An 18,414-nucleotide genomic window follows, 5' to 3' on the forward strand; every position below is an offset into this window, starting at 1 on the left:
TACCGGGCGGCAGGCGGGTGCCCGTCGTCCGCTCGGCTGGTAACCGGGACACCCGGACGTCTGTGACCCGGACGTCCGGGTTCGGCAATTCCGACGTCTGCGCCCGGTAACCCTGATGCCCTACACTCCCCGGCTCGTGACGAGATTCCTTACACGGGGGAAGAATCCCGAAACGTTGCTGCTGGTGGCTTTGATCGGTGTTGCCGCCGCCATCCGCTGGGTCGGGTTCAGCAACGAGACAGGCGACTGGGTGTCGTTCCTTCGCCCGTGGAGCATTTATATCGCCGAGAACGGCTATTTCGGCGCGCTCGCCGACGAGTTCGCCAACTACAACATGCCGTACCTGTATCTGCTGACCGCCCTGACCTGGCTGGACCCGCACGTACCGGGGACCGTTCTGCCCCTCATCAAGCTCAGTTCGGTGTTCTTCGACGCCGTCACGGCCTTCTACGCCGCCCGGATCGTCGGATTGCGCTGGCCGGACCGCCGGGTCGGCCTGATCGCCGGCGTGGGGGTGCTGCTGCTGCCGACCGTGGTGCTCAACGGCTCCTGGTGGGGTCAGTGCGACACCGTTTACACCGCGTTCACCGTGGCCGGCGTCTACTACCTGCTGCGCGAGCGGCCGTGGCTGGCCGCGCTGCTGTTCGGGATCGGCGTCTCCATCAAGCTCCAGGCGTTCTTCCTGTTCCCGGTGCTTTTCGTGCTGCTGATGGCCGGCCGCATCATCAAGCTGCGGCACCTGCTCGTCATCCCGGCCGTATTCCTCGGCCTGCTGGTGCCGGCCTGGCTGGCCGGGCGGCCGTTCCGCGATCTGCTGATGATCTACGCGGAGCAGGGCGGCCAGTACGACGCGCTGACGCTCGGGGCACCGTCGATCTACGCGTTCGTCAACCCGCAGCCACAGTTCCTCAGCCTGATCCGTACCGGTGGGCTGGTCTTCACGGTGGCCGCGGTGCTCGTCCTGACCTACGTCGTCCTGATCCGCCGGACCGTTCTCGACGCCAAGCGCATCGTGCTCCTCGCCGCCGCCTTCAGCATCCTGGCGCCGTTCCTGCTGCCCGGCATGCACGAGCGCTATTTCATGCAGGCCGACGTCTTCACCCTGATCGCGGCGTTCTGGGTGCCCGTCCGGCTCTGGTTCGTGCCGCTGCTGGTGCAGGTGGCCTCGATCTCGAGCTACATCCCGTACCTGTTCATCGCGCGCGCCAATCCGCCGATGGACAAGCGGATCCTGGCGCTGATGATGTTCGCCTCGCTCCTGGTCCTCGTGATCACCCTGCTGCGCCGCGACCCGGCGGAGCCGGTGGTGCCGCGGCAGGCGGCGCCGGTGACCCGGGTGCCCGAGCCTCGGCCGGCGGACGAGCCGGAGACGCTCTCGCTTCTAGTGCCAAAGCCGGTTGGCAATACGATTGCCGGGTGACGACCCCGGATGACCTGACCGATCTCGCGGCCGTGGCCGCCCTGACCGACGGCGTGCGCCGCAACGCCTACCGGGTGGTGGCGGCCGCGCGCCCCGGTCCGATCGGACGCGACGAGGTGGCCGAGGCGCTCGGCATCGGCCGCACTCTCGCCGCCTTCCACCTGGACAAACTGGTGGACGCGGGACTGCTGGAGATCTCGTACGCCCGCCGCTCGGGCCGCACCGGTCCGGGCGCCGGGCGGCCCGCCAAGCTGTACCGTCCGGCCGCCGCCGAGCATGCGGTGAGTGTGCCGCCGCGCGCCTATCGCGCCGCGGCGGAGTTGCTGGCCGAGGCCCTGGAGCGGGTGGGCGCCGACGAGGCCCTGGCCAAGGTGGCGCGGGCACACGGTCGGTCGCTGCGGGACGGTGACGTGGCGGAACGACTCGCCGGCCACGGTTACGAACCCGACTTCTCCCAGGACATCGTCACATTCCGGAACTGTCCTTTCCACCGCTTGGCGGAGCAGTTCCCCCCACTCATCTGTGGCATGAACCTGGCCCTGATCGACGGCCTCGTCGAGGACAGCGGGTGGACCGCCCGGATGGACGCCGCTCCCGGCCGCTGCTGCGTGACGCTCTCTAAAAAGCAATCTGATTGACATTAGAAGGCGCGCCTGGTGAGCTGAGTGCCATGACCGACTTCCACCTGGCCCAGATCAACACCGCGCGCCTCCGAGCCCCGCTGGAAGACCCGTCCATGGCCGAGTTCGTCACCGGCCTCACCCTGATGAACGCCCTCGCCGACCGCTCACCCGGCTTCGTGTGGCGGCTCGAAGGCGAGAACGGCGACGGCACCATCGCGGCGCCCGCCGACCCGATGCGGATCTACACGCTCTCGGTCTGGGAGTCACCCGAGCACCTGCGGGCGTACGCCTACCAGAGCGAGCACCTCGACTACCTGCGCCGCCGCCGCGAATGGTTCGTCCCGCACGGGCACGAGGCCGCACTGGTGATGTGGTGGATCCCCGCCGGTCGCACCCCGACCCTGCGGCAGGGCATCTCCCGGCTGGGCCGGCTGGCCGCCGCCGGGCCGACGCCGGAGGCCTTCACCTTCCGGCAGTCGTTCCCGGCGCCCGTCAGTCCCCGTCCACTCGCAACGACGCCAGAGTCTCCTCGAGCTCGTCCGGCTTGATCAGCACGTCCCGGGCCTTCGAGCCCTCGGACGGTCCGACGATGCCGCGGGTCTCCATCAGGTCCATCAGCCGGCCCGCCTTCGCGAACCCGACGCGCAGCTTGCGCTGCAGCATCGAGGTGGAACCGAACTGGCTGGTCACGACGAGCTCGATGGCCTGGATCAGGAGCTGAAGATCGTCGCCGATCTCCTCGTCGATCTCCTTCTTCTTGCTCGGCGGCGCGTCGGTGACACCCTCGGCGAACTCCGGCTCGCGCTGGTCCTTGCAGAACTTGACGACCGCGTGGATCTCTTTCTCGTCGACCCAGGCGCCCTGGATGCGGACCGGCTTGGACGCGCCCATCGGCAGGAAGAGACCGTCACCGCGGCCCAGCAGTTTCTCCGCACCCGGCTGGTCCAGGATGACCCGCGAGTCGGCGAGGCTGGAGGTGGCGAACGCCAGCCGGGACGGCACGTTCGCCTTGATCAGACCGGTCACCACGTCGACCGACGGGCGCTGCGTGGCGAGCACCAGATGGATGCCGGCGGCCCGGGCCAGCTGGGTGATCCGGACGACCGAGTCCTCCACGTCGCGCGGCGCCACCATCATCAGGTCGGCCAGCTCGTCGATGATCACCAGCAGGTACGGGTACGGCTTCATCTCGCGCTCGACACCGGGCGGCGCCGTGATCTCGCCACTGCGGACCTTGCGGTTGAAGTCGTCGATGTGCCGGACCCCGTTGGCCGCGAGATCGTCGTACCGCTTGTCCATCTCGGCGACGACCCACTCGAGAGCGTCGGCGGCCTTCTTCGGATTCGTGATGATCGGCGTGACGAGGTGCGGAATCCCCTCGTACGCCGTCAGCTCCACCCGTTTCGGGTCGACCAGCAGCAGCCGCACCTCGTCCGGCGTGGCCCGGCTGAGCAGCGACACCAGCAGCGAGTTCAGGCAGCTCGACTTGCCCGCGCCGGTGGCGCCGGCGATCAGGATGTGCGGCATCTTCGCCAGGTTCGCCACCACGAACCCGCCCTCGATGTCCTTGCCGAGCGCGACGAGCATCGGGTGGTGATCGGCGGCGGCGGCGCGCGAGCGCAGCACGTCACCGAGCGACACGTTCTCCGGGTCGGTGTTCGGGATCTCCACGCCGACGGCGCTCTTGCCGGGGATCGGGCTGAGGATCCGCACGTCCGGCGACTTCACCGCGTACGCGATGTTGCGCGACAGCTGGGTGATCCGCTCGACCTTGGTGCCCGGGCCGATCTCCACCTCGTAACGGGTGACTGTCGGCCCCCGGGTGAAGCCGGTGACCAGGGCGTCCACGTTGAACTGCTCGAAGACACCGGTGAGCGCTGCCATGATCTCGTCGTTGGCGCGGCTGCGGGCCTTCGCCGGCGGGCCGGTGGCCAGGATGTTCGCCGGCGGCAGGCGGTAGTCGCCCTTGACCGCCGAGATCTCCAGCTGCTCGGCCCGGGTCGGCGGCATCGGCGTGTGCTCGGGCGGCGGCTTCTTCCGGCTCACCGGAACCTTCGGCAGCGCCACCGTGTCGTGCAGGATGATCTCTTCGTCGAAGTCGTCCGGCGGCTCCGGAGCGACCTCGGCGGGTTCCGCGAGGGCGGCCTGGCGGCGGCGCGGCGACGGCCGGCGCGGTTTCGGCGCGGGCTCCTCGTCCTCCTCCTCGATCACCGGCGCCGGCTGGTGCGGCGCGGCGCGGCCGGAGACCAGGTCGAGCACCTGGACGATCCGCTCCGGGATCCGCGCGATCGGCGTCGCGGTGATCACCAGGAAACCGAAGACGAAGAGCAGGACCAGCAGCGGTACGCCCACCCAGGCGGTCACCGCTCGTTCCAGCAGGCCGCCGACGCCGTACCCGAGAAGGCCTCCGGCCTGGTCCACGGCGAGACTGTCGGCCGGCCGCTCGGAGATGTGCATCAGTGACGCGGTGGCCACCGTGATCGCCGTCCAGCCGACCAGGGTGCGCCCCCGGTGGTCGGGGTCGGCGGGTTCCCGCATCAGCCGGATCGCGCCGTAGAAGAGCAGCAGCGGGAACAGCGCCGCCAGGCTGCCCAGGAAGAGCCGGATGGTGTCGGCCAGCCAGATGCCGACCGGCCCGCCGCTGTTGGCCCAGACCGCCACCGAGACCAGGATGGCGAAGCCGAGCAGCAGCAGCCCGGCACCGTCACGGCGGTGCTCGGGGTCGATGTTGCGCGCGGTCGCTGCCTGCCGGCCCACCCCGCGGAACACCCAGCCGACGCTGTGCGCCGCCCCCATCCAGACCGCGCCGACGCCGCGGCCGAGGCCGGATGCGAGCGTGGCGCCGGCCGTGGAGCGGCGCGCGACCGGGCGCTTACGGGGCGCGGTCGCCTTACGTGTGGTGCCGGTGCGTGCCGCCGGCTTGCGTGCCGCCGGTTGCCGGGCACGGTTGACTGCGGCGCCGCGCGGTGTCGACGCGGCACGGCCCCGGCTCGCCGGAGGAGTACGGCCCGCCATGGATGTCACCGTAGCCCGCCCGAGCCATCCTGCAGAGAAGGCGCACCGTGACAGCTTCTCGCTTTCCGGTGCCCGGGATTGCCCGGTGCCGAGGCCGAGCCGCTGACCTGCGGCTGAGCGCAACTCGGGGTAGGCACTGATCAACCCTCGATACCATCACGAGGTGCAGCCTCTCGATAACGACATGATTAAGGCCGCGCTGGACGCGCGTGGCTTCTCGTACTTCGTCGATGCCGACGGGGACATCGCCGGCAACTTCCAGGGCAACCTCATCTACTTCTTCCGGCTGGGCGAGCGCCAGGAGATGCTCCAGATCCGGGCGATGATGCAGCACGTCTTCTCGGTCGAGGACGTACCGAAGCTGTACGAGTTCTGCAACGCCTGGAACCGCGACCAGCTGTGGCCGAAGTCGTACGTGCAGGTCACCGACGACGGCAAGGCGATCGTCATCGGTGAGGTCTCCGCCGACTGGGAGCGGGGCGTGACCCCGGAGCAGCTGGACCAGGTGCTGCTCTGCGGCATCGCGACCGGCTGCCGGATGGGCGAGGCGCTCGGCGAGCTGAAGTCCGGCTCCTGACCCCGGGCACCTGAAGGACCTCCGTACCGCCGGCGTCCCGGGCACCTCTCGGGCACACGACAAGGGCCCCGCTCGTGCGAGCGGGGCCCTGATCGGTGCTGCCGGACCCGGTCACCCGGCCGGGTGGAGGTGCCGGGGACGGCCGTCAGGAGACGTTGAACCCGAGCTGGTAGGCGCCGGAGCCGGCGGTGGCCACGACCACGTACCGGTAGGTGCCGGACCGGCCCTCGAAGGTCAGCGTCTTGTCGCCCGCACCGGTCGCGCGGGCCACCGCCCGGAACTGGCCGCGGCTGTTCTGCCGCTGGAGCACCAGGTCGAAGTCGGCGCCGTCCGGCGCGTCCAGGCAGGCGGTGTGCGTGCCGGCGCGGGCCCGGTAGGCCCCGCCGTCCGGCTGTGCCTGCGCCGAACCGGCACGGGAGACGCTGCCCTGGCGCTGAACCGGGAGCGCGTCACAGGCGGACGCGGCCGGCTCCTCCTCGGCGGGCGGCTCCTCGGCCCCGCCACCGGCGGGAGGCTCAGCACCGGCGGGCGGCTCGGCACCGCCACCGGAGGTGACAAGGGTCAGGTCGCTCGCCGCCAGGATCTCGTTGAGCGGCTGGAAGAACGTCTCGCCGCCGGACGTGCAGTCGCCGGAACCGCCCGAGGTCACGCCCTGGGCCTGGTCGCCGGAGAGCCACGGACCACCCGAGTCGCCACCCTCGGCGCACACGTCGGTACGGGTCAGACCGGTGACCGCGCCCTCCGGGTACCGGACGGTCTGGTTCTTCGCGAGAATCGTGCCGCAGAACGTGCCGGTGGTGGAACCCGACCGGCAGATGGCCGCGCCGACCGGCGCCTCGGTGTTGCCGGCCACCGGTAGCTCGTTGCCCCGGAAGTCGTTGACCACCGCCCGGGGCGTCCAGTCGCCGTTCACCGCGACGAAGCCCATGTCCGCCTCGCCCGGGAAGACCGACGCCTCCACGGTGCCCTGCGCCGCGTTGTTGAAGCCGGTCGTCTGCGAGCCCTCGGCGCCGCAGTGTCCGGCGGTCACGAAGCCGCCCTCCACCGAGAAACCGATGGAGCAGCGGGCCTGCCCGCCACCCACGTTGATGAAGTAGGGGTCACCGCCCCGCACGTCGAAGAGCGGCTTCGGCTGCGCCTTGCTGACCTTGACGGTCACCGCGGCGGCCGGCACCCCGGCATCGGTGGCGAACTCCAGGGCCTCGTCCTTCGCGCCCGGCTTCGCCACCACGACGACCTTGTTGGTGGCGACGTCGACATACCAGCCGGTCAGCTCGTCGGCCTCGGCGACCGCCGCGTCCAGCTTGGACTTCGCCGCGTCGAGTTGCGCCTCGCTCCGCTTCACAAGCACCGGCACCGCACCGGCGGCCTTGACCGCCTTCGCCGCGCCCGAACCGGTCACCGCGACCTTCAGCGTGGTGCCGTCCTCGGCCAGCCAGGCGCCGCCGAAGCCGGCGCCGGTCTGCATGGCCAGCGTGGCCGAGACACCGCCGGCCCACTCGGAACGGGCAAGCCGGGTACGCGCCTGGTCACCGTCGAGGCCCATGTCGCGCTTCATCGCCGCGAGCAGTTCCGGTGCGACTCCCCCGGAACTCACCCGCGCCGGTTCGTCCGGCTCGTTGGTGCCGGCCATGGACGGCAGGGTGAAAGCCACCGCCGCCCCGGCCGCCACCACCACCGCCGCCGTCACGGCGATCGGTCTGCGCTGCATCTGGAGAACTCCCTCCGCCACGGGTGCCGTGGGGGCGGCACCGGTGACTGGGAATACGCAGCTCGACCGAGAACGGTTTAAAAAGTGTCAGACTTCCACCACAGTGGGGACAATCATCGGCCGCCTGCGATATGCGTCGTTGACCCAGCGGCCCACCGTCCGGCGCACCACCTGCTGCAACTGGTGCGGGTCGGTGATGCCGTCCTCCGCCGACCGGTGCAGCGCCGCGGTGAGCAACGGGATCACCGGGTTGAAGGCGTCCGGGTCCTCGGAGAAGCCCTTGGCCGAGATGCTCGGCTCCCCGACCACCTTGCCGGTCACCGAGTCGATCACCACGGTGGCTGCGATGAAACCGCCGTCACCGAGGATCCGCCGCTCGGTCAGCAGCGACTCGCTGACGTCGCCGACCGCGAGACCGTCGACGTACACATACCGGCTCTTGACCCGGCCGACCACGCGGGCGTGGCCCTCGACCAGGTCCACCACGTCGCCGTCCTCGCAGAGCACCACCCGGTCCGGCGCGACGCCGGACTCGATGCCGAGCTGGGCGTGGGCGCGCAGGTGCCGCCACTCGCCGTGCACCGGCATCAGGTTGCTCGGCCGGACCACGTTGAGCAGGTAGAGCAGCTCCCCGGCGGGCGCGTGCCCGGAGACGTGCACCTTCGCCGTCTCCTTGTGCACCACTGTCGCGCCGGCCCGGGCCAGCTGGTTGATCACCCGGTAGACCGAGGTCTCGTTACCCGGGACCAGCGAACTCGCGAGCACCACGGTGTCGCCGGACGTGATGCTGATGTGCCGGTGGTCGCCGGTGGACATCCGGCCGAGGGCGCTCATCGGCTCGCCCTGTGAACCCGTCGACATGAAGACGATCTCGTCGGGCGGGAGCCGGGTCGCCTCGTCGAGACTGACCAGCAGGCCGTCCGGGATGCGCAGCAGGCCCAGGTCACGGGCGATGCCCATGTTCCTGACCATGGAGCGGCCGATCAGGGCGACCTTCCGGTCGTACTCCCAGGCGGCGTCCATCACCTGCTGGACCCGGTGCACGTGCGAGGCGAAGCTGGCCACGATGATCCGGCCGCGGGCCTTGCCGAAGATCGAGCTGAGCACCGGGCCGATGTCCCGCTCCGGGGTCACGAACCCGGGGACCTCGGCGTTGGTGGAGTCGGAGAGCAGCAGGTCGACGCCCTCGGCACCGAGCCGGGCGAACCCGGCCAGGTCGGTGATCCGGCCGTCCAGCGGCACCTGGTCCATCTTGAAGTCGCCGGTGTGCAGGACCAGACCCGCCGGCGTGCGCACGGCGACCGCCAGCGCGTCCGGGATCGAGTGGTTCACCGCGAAGAACTCGCACTCGAACGGGCCGAGGCGCTCGGTCTGGCCCTCCCGCACGGTGAGCGTGTACGGGTCGAGGCGCCGCTCCGCCAATTTCGCCTCGATCAGCGCGAGCGTGAACTCCGACCCGACCAGCGGGATGTCCGGCTTGTGGGCCAGCAGATAGGGCACCGCACCGATGTGGTCCTCGTGCCCGTGGGTCAACACGATCGCCTGAATGTCGTCGAGCCGGTCCAGGACGGGCGCGAAGTCGGGCAGGATCAGGTCGACGCCGGGCTGCTCGACATCGGGGAACAGCACCCCGCAGTCGACAACGAGCAGTTTCCCGTCGTACTCGAAGACCGTCATGTTGCGGCCGATGGCGCCGAGTCCGCCGAGCGGGACGACGCGCAAGGCGCCTTCCGGCAGTGGCGGCGGCGGACCCAGCTCCACGTGAGCTTGACTCATTCGCCTCTTCCTGTCAGAGAACGATGCCGGCGGCGGCGGCGTCCTGGCGCAGTTGGTTAAGTTCGTCCTCGCCGGCGTCGACCAGCGGCGACCGGACCGGCCCCGCAGGCAGGCCGGAGGCGTTCAATCCGGCCTTGACCAGCATGGTCCCCGGCGATCGGAAGATGCCGGTGAACAGCGGCAGAGCCTGCCGGTGCCGGGCCAGCGCGGTGGCGGTGTCGCCCCGCTCGAAGGCCTCGATCAGCTCCTTGGCGAGCACACCGGTGAAGTGCGTCGACGTGCCGACCAGGCCGACACCGCCGATGGAGAGCAGCGGCAGCGTGGCCGCGTCGTCCCCCGAGTAGTAGGCCAGATCGGTCCGGGACAGCACCCAGGACGTCGCGATCAGGTCACCCTTGGCGTCCTTGACCCCGACGATCCGCTCGTGCTCGGCGAGCCGCACCAGCGTCTCGGTGTCGATCGCCGTGCCGGCCCGGTGCGGAATGTCATACAGCATGATCGGCAGCCCGGAGGCGTCGGCGACCGAGCGGAAGTGCCGCTCGACGCCCGCCTGCGGCGGCTTGTTGTAGTACGGCGTGACGACCAGCAGGCCGTGCGCCCCCGCCTTCTCCGCGACGTGCGCGAGCTCGATGGTGTGCGCGGTGCTGTTGGTGCCCACCCCGGCGACCACCTTGGCACGATCGCCGACCGCGTCGATGACGACCCTCAGCAGGGTCTCCTTCTCCGCGTCGGTCGTGGTGGGTGACTCCCCGGTGGTCCCGCTGACCACGAGCGCGTCGTTGCGCTGCTCGTCGACGAGGTGTGCGGCCAGCCGGGCCGCGCCCTCGAGGTCCAGGGAGCCGTCCGGGGTGAACGGTGTCACCATGGCGGTCAGCAGCCGTCCGAAGGGCCGCGGGTCGTGCGTCATACCTGACAACCTATCGGACGCCCCGGTCACACGTAGAAAGCGGTGAACGGGACCCAGGGCAGGTTACGCAAGACGCTCCAGACAGCCCAGACCCCCATGAATCCGATCATGGCGGCCGGACTGACGGACAACTGGGGCAAGCGCCACCGGAACAGCCGGCGCCCGGCCCACGCCACGTAGACATAGAGCAGGAACGGCACCGCGAAGACGAAGAGGGCGTGGTGCCGGGCCGCCGCCGGCAGGTCGCCGTGCAGCAGGAACCAGGCGGCACGGGTGCCGCCGCAGCCCGGGCAGACGAAGCCGGTCGCGTATTTCAGCAGGCACGTCGGCTCGGCACCGGCCTGCGCCGACGCCGGATCGCTGACGAGCGTGTAACCCGCGGCCGCGCCCATGCAGGCGAGCAGTGCCACCGGGGCGAGCCAGATCGGCGACCGGGCCGCGACGCGCTCCACGAACCGGGTGATCCGGTCCTGCTGGGGCGGCGGGTAGGGATAGGCCAGCCACTCCGGCGGCAGCGGCGGGCCCTGCACCGGCTGGTCGGCCAGCCACGGCGGGAGCTGACCGGCTGTGCTGCTCATGGCCGTCACGCTACACCCGCGAGGCTCGCCTTCAGCGGGGCCGCGAGGTCGCCCCGCTCCGGCATCCCGACGCTGGTCAGGCCCAGCCAACCGGCCAGCCGGACCAGCTCGGCGGCGAGCGCACCGGCCGTCTCCTCCGGGTCGGCGCCCGGCTCCAGCCAGGCCGCCGGGATCTGCAGCTCACCGGTGCGCCGCTCGGCCTTGAGGTCGACCCGGGCCACGAACCGGTCACCGAGCAGGAAGGGCAGGACGTAGTACCCGTACACCCGCTGCGGTTTTGGCACGTAGATCTCGATCCGGTAGGTCATGTCGAACAGCCGCTCGGTGCGGGCCCGCTCCCAGATCAGCGGGTCGAACGGGCTGATCAGCGTGGCCGCCCGCACCCGGCGCGGCAGCCGCGCCTCGGCGTGCAGGTAGGCCCGCGGCCGCCAGCCCGCGACCGTCACCGGCAGCAGCACCCCGGCCGACACCAGGTCCGCGATCGCGTCCCGGGTCGCCTGCAGCGGCAGCCGGAAATAGTCACGCAGCTCCGTCTCGGCCGCCACCCCGAGCGCCCGCGCCGACAACTCCACCAGGGACCGGAACGACTCCTCGGGTGACGGCGTCGGCGCCTCCAGCACGGCCCGGGGCAGCACCCGCTCCGGCAGGTCGTAGCGGCGGGCGAACGAACTCGTCCGCTCCGACGCGGTGACCTGACCGGAATAGAACAGCCACTCGAGGGCCTGTTTCACCACCGACCAGTTCCACCCCCAGTGGTCCTTGCTGCGCGGGGCGTCGTGCTCGATCTCGGCGGCCGTGATCGGCCCGCGCTCGCGCACCTCGTCGAGCACCCAGGCCACCAGGTCGGGCTGCTCCACCACGATGCGCCTCATGTTGCCCCACGCCAACTCGCCGGCCCGGGCCATCCGCCAGCGGAACAGCGGCTGCAGGTCGGCACGGATCAGCGACGCCTCGTGCCCCCAGAACTCGAACAGCTCCCGGGGCCGGCGGTAGGCCGCCCGCTCCAGCAGCCCGGCCGGGTAGGGCCCGAGACGGCTGTAGAGCGGCATGAAGTGGGCGCGCTGCAAGACGTTCACCGAGTCCATCTGGATCAGGTGCACCCGGCGCAGCACCCGGCGCAGGTGGCGCAGGTCGGTGACGCCACCCGGCGCGGGGTCGGTGAAACCCTGCGCGGCCAGGGTGATCCGGCGGGCCTGTGCGACGGTGAGCGAATCGGGGACAGCCACGTGAAGCACCGTAGGACACGGGTGTGACAAAGTTGCGGCCATGGCTCTCGGCTTCGTCCGCCCCGCGCGTCCCGAGGACGCCGCGGAGATCGCTCGCATCCAGCTCACCACCTGGCGCACCGCCTACCGGCGGATGTTCCCGGCACACGTGCTGGCCAACCTCGACGAGTCCTACCTGGCCCGCGGCTGGACCGAGGCGATCACCGCGCCGCCGTCGGCCCGCCACCGCGTCCTGATCGCCGTCGAACAGGGCGAGACGACCAAGACCGTGGTCGGTTTCGCGGCCGCCGGCCCGGCCGACGAGCACGCCCTCGCCCCGTCCGAGAAACCGCTCGCCGACGACGTCGCCGCGATCACCGACCTGCTGGTCGAGCCGCGCTGGGGACGACGCGGCCACGGCAGCCGGCTGCTCGCCGCCGCGGTCGACCACTGGCGCGAGGACGGATTCGGATCAGCGGTCGCCTGGGCCTACGAGTCCGACGACGTGATGCGCAAATTCCTCGAATCCACCGGCTGGGCGCAGGACGGCGCGAGCCGGGCGCTCGACGTGGACGACCTGCTCGTACCCCAGATCCGCCTGCACGTCGCACTCGACCTCGACCCCGCCGGAGAATAGAAGAGTGACAACCTCCGCATCCGCCCCCGCCACCTTCGTCTTCGACGGCGACTGCTCCTTCTGCTCCCTCTGCGCCGAGTTCATCGAGCGCCGGATCCCCACCACCGCCAAGGTCGTCCCCTGGCAGTTCGCCGACCTCGACGCCCTCGGCCTCACCGCCGAACAGGCCGAAGCCGCGGTCCAATGGGTCGGCGCCGACGGCGTCATCGCCTCCGGCCCCGACGCCATCGCCCTGATGCTGAAAGACGCCGGCCGATTCTGGTCACTCCCCGGCGCGGTCCTCGGCCTGCGACCGGTCAGCCGGCTGGCCTGGCCCGCCTACCAGTGGGTGGCCGACCACCGCCACCTCATGCCCGGCGGCACGGCGGCCTGCGCGGTCCCCCGACGCTGAATCCCCTCGGGTACGCCTCTCGCAGCACCCAACCCCAGCCACCCCGTCCCCCACCCTCAAACACTGACGTCCATGCCCCGGCGCACCCCGCCGCCGGCCCCGGCGCAACCGGACGCGGAACCGGACGCGGAACCGGGCGCGGAACCGGGCGCGGAACCGGGCCCGGCGGCCCCCTCGACCGGCCGCGAACCACCCGCCGGGACCGAGCCGACGCGGACGCGGACGCGGACGCGGACGCGGACGCGGTGACCCTCGAACGCCGCACCCCGGGTCGCCAGCCCGCCGATACCGCCCGCGCATCAGCCGCGCGTCCCCCGGTTCCGCCCCGGTAGCGCCGGACACACCGTGCATGCCGAGATGTTGATCTGCTAGCGCTACGAAATCGCTGTGATCAAGGGGTCTAAACCACGATTTCGCACCGCTAGCAGATCAACAACGCCACGCGGACCCACCCCAGCGGGACACGGCTGGCCATCCATTGGCCGCAGACGGGACGAAAGCCACGAAACCCAAGTCACCGCCGGCCCCAGTTCCAGCCCTTTCGCCCGGGTATTCCCCGCCTGCCGCCGGCCCGACATCCTGCGCACCGAAGCTCCGGACCGCGCCCTGGCCAGAACAAAGCATCGGGAAAGCGGCAAACGATGCTTCACTGGTCACAGGGACGGCCCGGATCGGCGCCGCGGCCGTCGACCGGACAAGCGCAAAGGATTTGGTGCGCCACCGAACGCGCGGACAGGAGCCGAGCCGCCAGGAACGCGGTCTGCGCTGGACGGGGCACTGGAACGACGCGCAAGCGAGACAACGGTCACCCGGCTCGTGCCATCGACGCGCAGCGAGCCCGGCTCGTGCCATCGACGCGCAGCGAGCCCGGCTCGTGCCATCGACGCCCAGGCGAGCCCGGCTCGTGCCATCGACGCCCAGGCGAGCCCGGCTCGTGCCATCGACGCCCAGGCGAGCCCGGCTCGTGCCATCGACGCCCAGGCGAGCCCGGCTCGTGCCATCACGGAGGCCGCACCGACCGGCGGATTCCGGCCGCCCTCCCACCCAGCGCCGAAGAGACATCGCCGCAGTGGACGGCCGTGATGGACGGGAGGGGCGGAAGCCGTACGCCCGGAAGCTCTCAGGGCGGGGACGGAGTCCTGTGGCGGCGCCGGAGACGGGCCGGCGGGCGCAGTTTCTCGAGTGGCAGGAAGCTTGCCATCGCCACCAGGTGGGGGGCGAACGAGATCGTGATCGTGGCGAAGGTGATCACGTGGAAGGAGTAGAAGAAGGCGACGATGGCGTTGCGCCAGCGCTGCGGGACCAGGAAGACGGCCGGGCTGAGGAGTTCGAAGGCGATGATGCCGAACTGGGCGAGGATCAGCAGGCCGGGTACGACGGCGATGGCGTCGGCCAGGTCGGTGCCGCGCCGGATGATCGCCTGGGCGAGGACCGAGCTGGTCAGCCAGTCCAGGCCGCCGAACCGCAGTTTCGCCAGCGCGGCCAGGAAGTAGGTGCAGACCACCGCGATCTGGGTGACGCGCAGGGCCCAGCCACCGGCTTCGGTCCGCTCCTGATCGCCGTGCCGGGCCCGGCCGGCGGTGGGCAGGACCGCCAGTGCCACAAGCAGGCCGACCCGGTCGTGGTCGACCTTGCCGTAGCTCATCGCGACGATCATCCACTCGAAGTAGAGCAGGAAGACCGCCCAGCCGAGCAGGCGTGGCGCACGGCCGGTGGCGGCGGCCGCGGCGAGGACGAGCAGAGTCCAGAAGATGCCGTGCACCAGCAGCGGGGTCGGGGTCGGCAGGTGCAGCAGACGGCCGATCAGCAGGGGCTCGTAGAGCTCGCCGGGAGTGTTCGCGTGCGAGCGCACCCACGGCGTGAAGATCACCAGGTCGGCGGCGACGAAGAGGTAGACGAGGGTACGGAAGGCGGCGATCCGCCCCTTCGGTACCGGTTCGAAGAGCCAGCGCATGATCATGGGCGGATCCAGTCGGCGACGACCTCGTCGGTGAACGTGCCGGTCGGGCGGCTGTCGCGCACCGGGTGCCAGCGGACCACGATCCGTACCTCGCGCAGCGCGGGTGCGCCGGGCGTGTGCTCCTCGTACGCCTGCGCGACCTGTTCCAGGCGGGACGGGTCGGCCTCGTACGCCCCCTGCTGTCCTTCGATCTCGGCGCGGCGGATGCCGCTGTTCGCCTCGGTGATCGCCACGACGGCGCCCGTCACGTCGACGCCCTCGACTCGGGTGTCCTTGGCGGCGCCGTTCGGGTCGGGGGCTGTCGCATACATCCGGAAGGGGCCGAACGGGAAGTCGTCGTCCGCACCCCAGAACGTGCCGGCGAGCAGCAGCAGGAACGCGGTGCCGGTCGCCAGGACCCGGACCCGGCGGCCACGTGTCGTCAGCTCGGTCATCGACGACAAGGTAGCCGCCCACTCCAAGCCGGCGCAGCACCGGGTCGAAACCCGGGCCGGCGGCTCAAAACAGCACCGGGTCGGAAACCCGGGCCGGCGGCTTGAACCAGCACCGGGTCGGAACCGGGGCTGGCCGCTCAGCCCAGCAGCGGGTCGAGCCCGATGGTCAGGCCGGGCCGCTGCCGCACGTTGCGGACCGCCAGCAGCACACCCGGCATGAACGAGGACCGGTCCAGCGAGTCGTGCCGGATGGTGAGGGTTTCGCCGGTGGTGCCGAACAGCACCTCCTGGTGCGCCACCAGGCCGGAGGCGCGGACCGAGTGGATCCGGACGCCGTCGACGTCGCTGCCGCGGGCGCCCAGCTGCTCCTCCTTGGTGGCGTCCGGCATGGGCGGGCAGTTCGCCGCCGCGCGGGCCTCGGCGATCACCTTGGCGGTGTGCATGGCGGTGCCGCTGGGCGCGTCCAGCTTGCGCGGGTGGTGCTGCTCGATGATCTCGACGGACTCGAAGTAGCGGGCGGCCCGGGCGGCGAACTGCATCATGAGTACGGCGCCGATGCCGAAGTTGGGCGCGATCAGGACGCCGACGCCGGGCTTCTCGGCGAGCCAGCCGCGGACCTGGTCGAGCCGCTCCTCGCTGAAGCCGGACGTGCCGACGACCACGCTGATGCCCTGCTGGATCGCCCACCGCAGGTTGTCCATCACCACGTCGGGGTTGGTGAAGTCGACGAGGACCTGAGCACCCGTGTCGGAGGCCTGGAAGAGCAGGTCCCCCTGGTCGATCATGGCGACCAGATCGAGGTCGGCGGCGGTGTCGACCGCCTTGCACACCTCGAGGCCCATGCGGCCCCGGGCACCGAGAACACCGACACGAATGGGTTCAGCCACGTCTGTCACACCGTCAATTTACTGTACGGCGACGCGCCTCCCACCACCGCTCCGCGACCCCCACGACCAGGAAGACCACCCCGACGTACGCCCAGCCGACGAGCACGTCGATCACCCAGTGCTCGGCCGAGTAGACGAGCGTGAACGTCATCGCGAGGGGGTAGGCCAGGAGCAGCGGCCACCATCGCCGGCGGACCACCGGCAGGAAGAAGACCACTGCCATGAACGCGAAGCCGGTGTGCAGCGACGGCATCGCGGCGACCGGGTTCGCCGCCTCCACCTGGAGGGCGTTGAGGGTGTTGCCAGCGCCGTGCAGGCCGATCGCGTCCCAGCCGTTCGTCGAGATGCGGGTCGCCGTGATCAGTGAGCCGTGCTGGGGCTCCGCCGCCCACCAGGGCGGGGCGGCCGGGTACAGGAAGTAGGTGATCAGGCCGAAGACGCAGAGCGTGAACCAGCGGCGCATGAACCGTGCCCATTGCGGGCGCGACCGCATCCAGAGCACCACGGCGATGGTCGGCAGCGTCAGGAAGTGCGAGAAGTAGACGATCGACGTCACCACCTCCCACCACTGGACCGTGTCCGGCTGGTAGAGGTGGTTCTGCAGCCACTCGGTCGGGGTGAGGCCGCCGGTGAACCAGCCGAACATCCACTTGTCGAAGGCGATCAGCTCGGTGACGTGCGGCGCGAACAGGCCGTCGGCGTAACCGCGGGACACGTTGTAGATCACCAGGAGCAGGCAGATCGGCAGCCAGTCCCGCAGGAACCGCAGGTGCGTCTTCCACGGCTCGTAGTTGCGCCACGCGATGGTGGCCAGCCACAGCCAGCCGAAGGCGATCAGCGGATCGCTGGTGGGCACGCCGGTGAACCAGACCCCGACGGCGAAGACCACCGCCCAGATCAGCATCCCGATGATCCGCCGCTTCCGGAGTTCCGGTGGTGGCGGGGTCGCGGATGTCTCGGGCGGTGTCTCCAGGGTCGTCACGGGGTCCAAGGGTAGCTACGCGGGAAAGTCGTCCTCGCCGAACGGTCCCACCACGGCCAGCGAGCGCTCCCCACCGAAGAGTTCGGCAGCTATCGCGTTCACTTCGTCGACGGTCACCGCATCGACCCGGGTGAGCAGTTCGTCCACGGTCATCAGGTCGCCGTGCAGCAGTTCTGACTTGGCCAGCCGGCTCATCCGGGAACCGGTGTCCTCGAGGCCCAGCACGTAGGCGCCCTTTACCATCCCCTTGCCGCGGGACAGTTCCTCCAGCGTGATGCCCTTCTCCGCCACCCGGTCCAACTCCACCCGGATGAGATCGAGCACCTCGGCCGCTTTGGCCGGCGCACAGCCCGCGTAGACGCCGACGAGGCCGGCGTCGGCGTGCTGGCTCGCGTACGAGTAGACCGAGTAGGCCAGGCCGCGCTTCTCCCGGATCTCCTGGAACAGCCGGCTCGACATGCCACCGCCGAGCACGTTGTTCAGCACGCCCAGCGCGAACCGCCGGTCGTCGTGCCGGCCCAGCCCGGGCCCGCCCAGCACGATGTGCGCCTGCTCGGTGTCCCGGTGCACGACCGCGGTCCGCGGCTTGCCGGAGCGGACCCGCCGGTCGGAGCGGCGGGTGGCGGCAGGTGCGGCCGGCCCGGTGTCCAGCGGGCTGCCGGCGAGGGCCTTGCGCACCAGCTTCACGACGGTGGCGTGGTCCAGGTTGCCGGCGGCCGCGACCAGGATCTCCGGGGCCGTGTAGTGCTTGCGGTAGAACCGGTTGATCTGGTCCCGGGTCATCGGCGTGATCGACTCGGGGGTGCCCGAGATCAGCCGGCCGAGCGGGTGATCACCGAAGATCACCTCGGCGAAGACGTCGTGCACCTCGTCGCCGGGCTCGTCCTCGTGCATGGCGATCTCCTCGAGGATCACGCCACGCTCGGTTTCCACGTCCGCCGGCTCCAGGATCGAGTCGGCGACCGCGTCCACCAGCACGTCCACCGCGAGCGGCAGGTCGGCGTCGAGCACCCGCGCGTAGTAGCAGGTGTACTCCTTCGTGGTGAAGGCGTTCGTCTCGCCGCCCACGGCCTCGATCTCCGCGGAGATGTCCAGCGCGGAGCGCTTGTGGGTGCCCTTGAAGAGCAGGTGCTCGAGGAAGTGCGAGGCGCCGTGCAGCGACGGCCGCTCGTCCCGCGAGCCGATGCCCACCCAGATCCCGAGCGAGGCGCTGCGGGTGGTCGGGATCGCCTCGGTGACGATACGCAGGCCCGAGGGGAGAACGGTGCGGTGCACGCCCTCTTGGAGGGAGGCGGTCCTCATCCGTTTCGG

Annotated in this window: 17 protein-coding genes; 6 read left to right on the plus strand and 11 right to left on the minus strand. The window is 70.8% G+C overall.

Going from position 1 to position 18,414, the window contains the following annotated elements; translation table 11 throughout:
• Window positions 1-184: 184 nt before the first annotated feature.
• From LPA41_RS08210 to LPA41_RS08220, 3 genes are read left to right on the plus strand one after another with little or no spacing between them, the layout of a single operon-like run.
• Window positions 185-1,420, plus strand: a complete 1,236-nt coding sequence (locus LPA41_RS08210; RefSeq protein WP_229069336.1) for a glycosyltransferase 87 family protein — start codon at window positions 185-187, stop codon at window positions 1,418-1,420.
• Entirely contained in the window at window positions 1,417-2,058 is a 642-nt protein-coding gene (locus LPA41_RS08215; RefSeq protein WP_229069337.1) for a metalloregulator ArsR/SmtB family transcription factor, read from the plus strand. The genes LPA41_RS08210 and LPA41_RS08215 overlap by 4 nt, the downstream gene beginning before the upstream one ends.
• A gap of 32 nt (window positions 2,059-2,090) precedes the next feature.
• Window positions 2,091-2,591: a DUF3291 domain-containing protein gene (locus LPA41_RS08220; RefSeq protein ID WP_229069338.1), complete on the plus strand. Its 501-nt coding sequence runs from the start codon at window positions 2,091-2,093 to the stop codon at window positions 2,589-2,591.
• On the opposite strand, the gene LPA41_RS08225 is transcribed toward LPA41_RS08220, so the two are convergent.
• Window positions 2,536-5,058: a DNA translocase FtsK gene (locus tag LPA41_RS08225; RefSeq protein WP_229069339.1), complete on the minus strand. Its 2,523-nt coding sequence runs from the start codon at window positions 5,056-5,058 to the stop codon at window positions 2,536-2,538. The genes LPA41_RS08220 and LPA41_RS08225 overlap by 56 nt on opposite strands.
• A 163-nt stretch (window positions 5,059-5,221) precedes the next feature.
• On the opposite strand from LPA41_RS08225, the gene LPA41_RS08230 reads away from it, so the two are divergent.
• Window positions 5,222-5,635, plus strand: a complete 414-nt coding sequence (locus LPA41_RS08230; RefSeq protein WP_229069340.1) for a YbjN domain-containing protein — start codon at window positions 5,222-5,224, stop codon at window positions 5,633-5,635.
• Between the two features lie 145 nt (window positions 5,636-5,780).
• Here the strand turns inward: LPA41_RS08230 and LPA41_RS08235 are convergent, their stop codons facing one another.
• From LPA41_RS08235 to LPA41_RS08255, 5 genes are all read right to left on the minus strand, one after another.
• Window positions 5,781-7,346 carry a S1 family peptidase gene (locus LPA41_RS08235; RefSeq protein ID WP_229069341.1) on the minus strand — a complete coding sequence of 522 codons (1,566 nt, stop codon included), beginning with the start codon at window positions 7,344-7,346 and terminating at the stop codon, window positions 5,781-5,783.
• 87 nt (window positions 7,347-7,433) lie between these two features.
• Window positions 7,434-9,122: a ribonuclease J gene (locus LPA41_RS08240; protein ID WP_229069342.1), complete on the minus strand. Its 1,689-nt coding sequence runs from the start codon at window positions 9,120-9,122 to the stop codon at window positions 7,434-7,436.
• A 13-nt stretch (window positions 9,123-9,135) separates the two neighbouring features.
• Entirely contained in the window at window positions 9,136-10,029 is an 894-nt protein-coding gene (gene dapA, locus LPA41_RS08245) for a 4-hydroxy-tetrahydrodipicolinate synthase (RefSeq protein ID WP_229069343.1), read from the minus strand.
• 26 nt (window positions 10,030-10,055) lie between these two features.
• Window positions 10,056-10,607, minus strand: coding sequence for a DUF2752 domain-containing protein (locus tag LPA41_RS08250; protein ID WP_229069344.1), 552 nt, complete (start codon window positions 10,605-10,607; stop codon window positions 10,056-10,058).
• A 5-nt stretch (window positions 10,608-10,612) separates the two neighbouring features.
• Complete coding sequence (locus LPA41_RS08255) at window positions 10,613-11,833, minus strand: winged helix-turn-helix domain-containing protein (RefSeq protein ID WP_229069345.1); 1,221 nt, start codon at window positions 11,831-11,833, stop codon at window positions 10,613-10,615.
• Between the two features lie 40 nt (window positions 11,834-11,873).
• Here LPA41_RS08255 and LPA41_RS08260 point away from each other — a divergent pair, with 40 nt between their 5' ends.
• Together LPA41_RS08260 and LPA41_RS08265 are read left to right on the plus strand one after the other, a co-directional pair.
• A complete protein-coding gene (locus LPA41_RS08260) occupies window positions 11,874-12,449 on the plus strand; it encodes a GNAT family N-acetyltransferase (RefSeq protein WP_229069346.1) in 576 nt (191 codons plus the stop codon).
• A gap of 4 nt (window positions 12,450-12,453) precedes the next feature.
• Window positions 12,454-12,840, plus strand: a complete 387-nt coding sequence (locus LPA41_RS08265) for a DCC1-like thiol-disulfide oxidoreductase family protein (protein ID WP_229069347.1) — start codon at window positions 12,454-12,456, stop codon at window positions 12,838-12,840.
• A gap of 1,120 nt (window positions 12,841-13,960) precedes the next feature.
• Here the strand turns inward: LPA41_RS08265 and LPA41_RS08270 are convergent.
• The 5 genes from LPA41_RS08270 to LPA41_RS08290 all read right to left on the minus strand — a co-directional run bounded on the left by LPA41_RS08270 (window position 13,961) and on the right by LPA41_RS08290 (window position 18,405).
• Complete coding sequence (locus LPA41_RS08270) at window positions 13,961-14,800, minus strand: MFS transporter permease (RefSeq protein ID WP_229069348.1); 840 nt, start codon at window positions 14,798-14,800, stop codon at window positions 13,961-13,963.
• A complete protein-coding gene (locus LPA41_RS08275; protein WP_229069349.1) occupies window positions 14,797-15,234 on the minus strand; it encodes a hypothetical protein in 438 nt (145 codons plus the stop codon). The genes LPA41_RS08270 and LPA41_RS08275 overlap by 4 nt, the downstream gene beginning before the upstream one ends.
• A gap of 137 nt (window positions 15,235-15,371) precedes the next feature.
• Window positions 15,372-16,130, minus strand: a complete 759-nt coding sequence (gene dapB / locus LPA41_RS08280; protein ID WP_308036526.1) for a 4-hydroxy-tetrahydrodipicolinate reductase — start codon at window positions 16,128-16,130, stop codon at window positions 15,372-15,374.
• A 4-nt stretch (window positions 16,131-16,134) separates the two neighbouring features.
• Window positions 16,135-17,103, minus strand: coding sequence for a phosphatase PAP2 family protein (locus LPA41_RS08285; RefSeq protein ID WP_374238127.1), 969 nt, complete (start codon window positions 17,101-17,103; stop codon window positions 16,135-16,137).
• Window positions 17,104-17,118: 15 nt separating this feature from the next.
• The gene (locus LPA41_RS08290; RefSeq protein ID WP_229069350.1) at window positions 17,119-18,405 is read right to left on the minus strand and encodes a pitrilysin family protein; all 1,287 of its coding nucleotides are present in this window, start codon (window positions 18,403-18,405) and stop codon (window positions 17,119-17,121) included.
• Between the last annotated feature and the right edge of the window lie 9 nt (window positions 18,406-18,414).

It is taken from the genome of Actinoplanes sp. DH11, from assembly GCF_020873875.1.
Taxonomy (GTDB): Bacteria; Actinomycetota; Actinomycetes; order Mycobacteriales; family Micromonosporaceae; genus Actinoplanes.

Bases quoted from the DNA above. Each gene is read 5' to 3' on its own strand.
- LPA41_RS08220 (WP_229069338.1), top strand. From the start codon at position 2,091: ATGACCGACTTCCACCTGGCCCAGATCAACACCGCGCGCCTCCGAGCC.
- LPA41_RS08225 (WP_229069339.1), bottom strand. From the start codon at position 5,058: ATGGCGGGCCGTACTCCTCCGGCGAGCCGGGGCCGTGCCGCGTCGACA.
- LPA41_RS08235 (WP_229069341.1), bottom strand. From the start codon at position 7,346: ATGCAGCGCAGACCGATCGCCGTGACGGCGGCGGTGGTGGTGGCGGCC.
- LPA41_RS08240 (WP_229069342.1), bottom strand. From the start codon at position 9,122: ATGAGTCAAGCTCACGTGGAGCTGGGTCCGCCGCCGCCACTGCCGGAA.
- dapA (WP_229069343.1), bottom strand. From the start codon at position 10,029: ATGACGCACGACCCGCGGCCCTTCGGACGGCTGCTGACCGCCATGGTG.
- LPA41_RS08250 (WP_229069344.1), bottom strand. From the start codon at position 10,607: ATGAGCAGCACAGCCGGTCAGCTCCCGCCGTGGCTGGCCGACCAGCCG.
- LPA41_RS08260 (WP_229069346.1), top strand. From the start codon at position 11,874: ATGGCTCTCGGCTTCGTCCGCCCCGCGCGTCCCGAGGACGCCGCGGAG.
- LPA41_RS08270 (WP_229069348.1), bottom strand. From the start codon at position 14,800: ATGATCATGCGCTGGCTCTTCGAACCGGTACCGAAGGGGCGGATCGCC.
- LPA41_RS08275 (WP_229069349.1), bottom strand. From the start codon at position 15,234: ATGACCGAGCTGACGACACGTGGCCGCCGGGTCCGGGTCCTGGCGACC.
- LPA41_RS08290 (WP_229069350.1), bottom strand. From the start codon at position 18,405: ATGAGGACCGCCTCCCTCCAAGAGGGCGTGCACCGCACCGTTCTCCCC.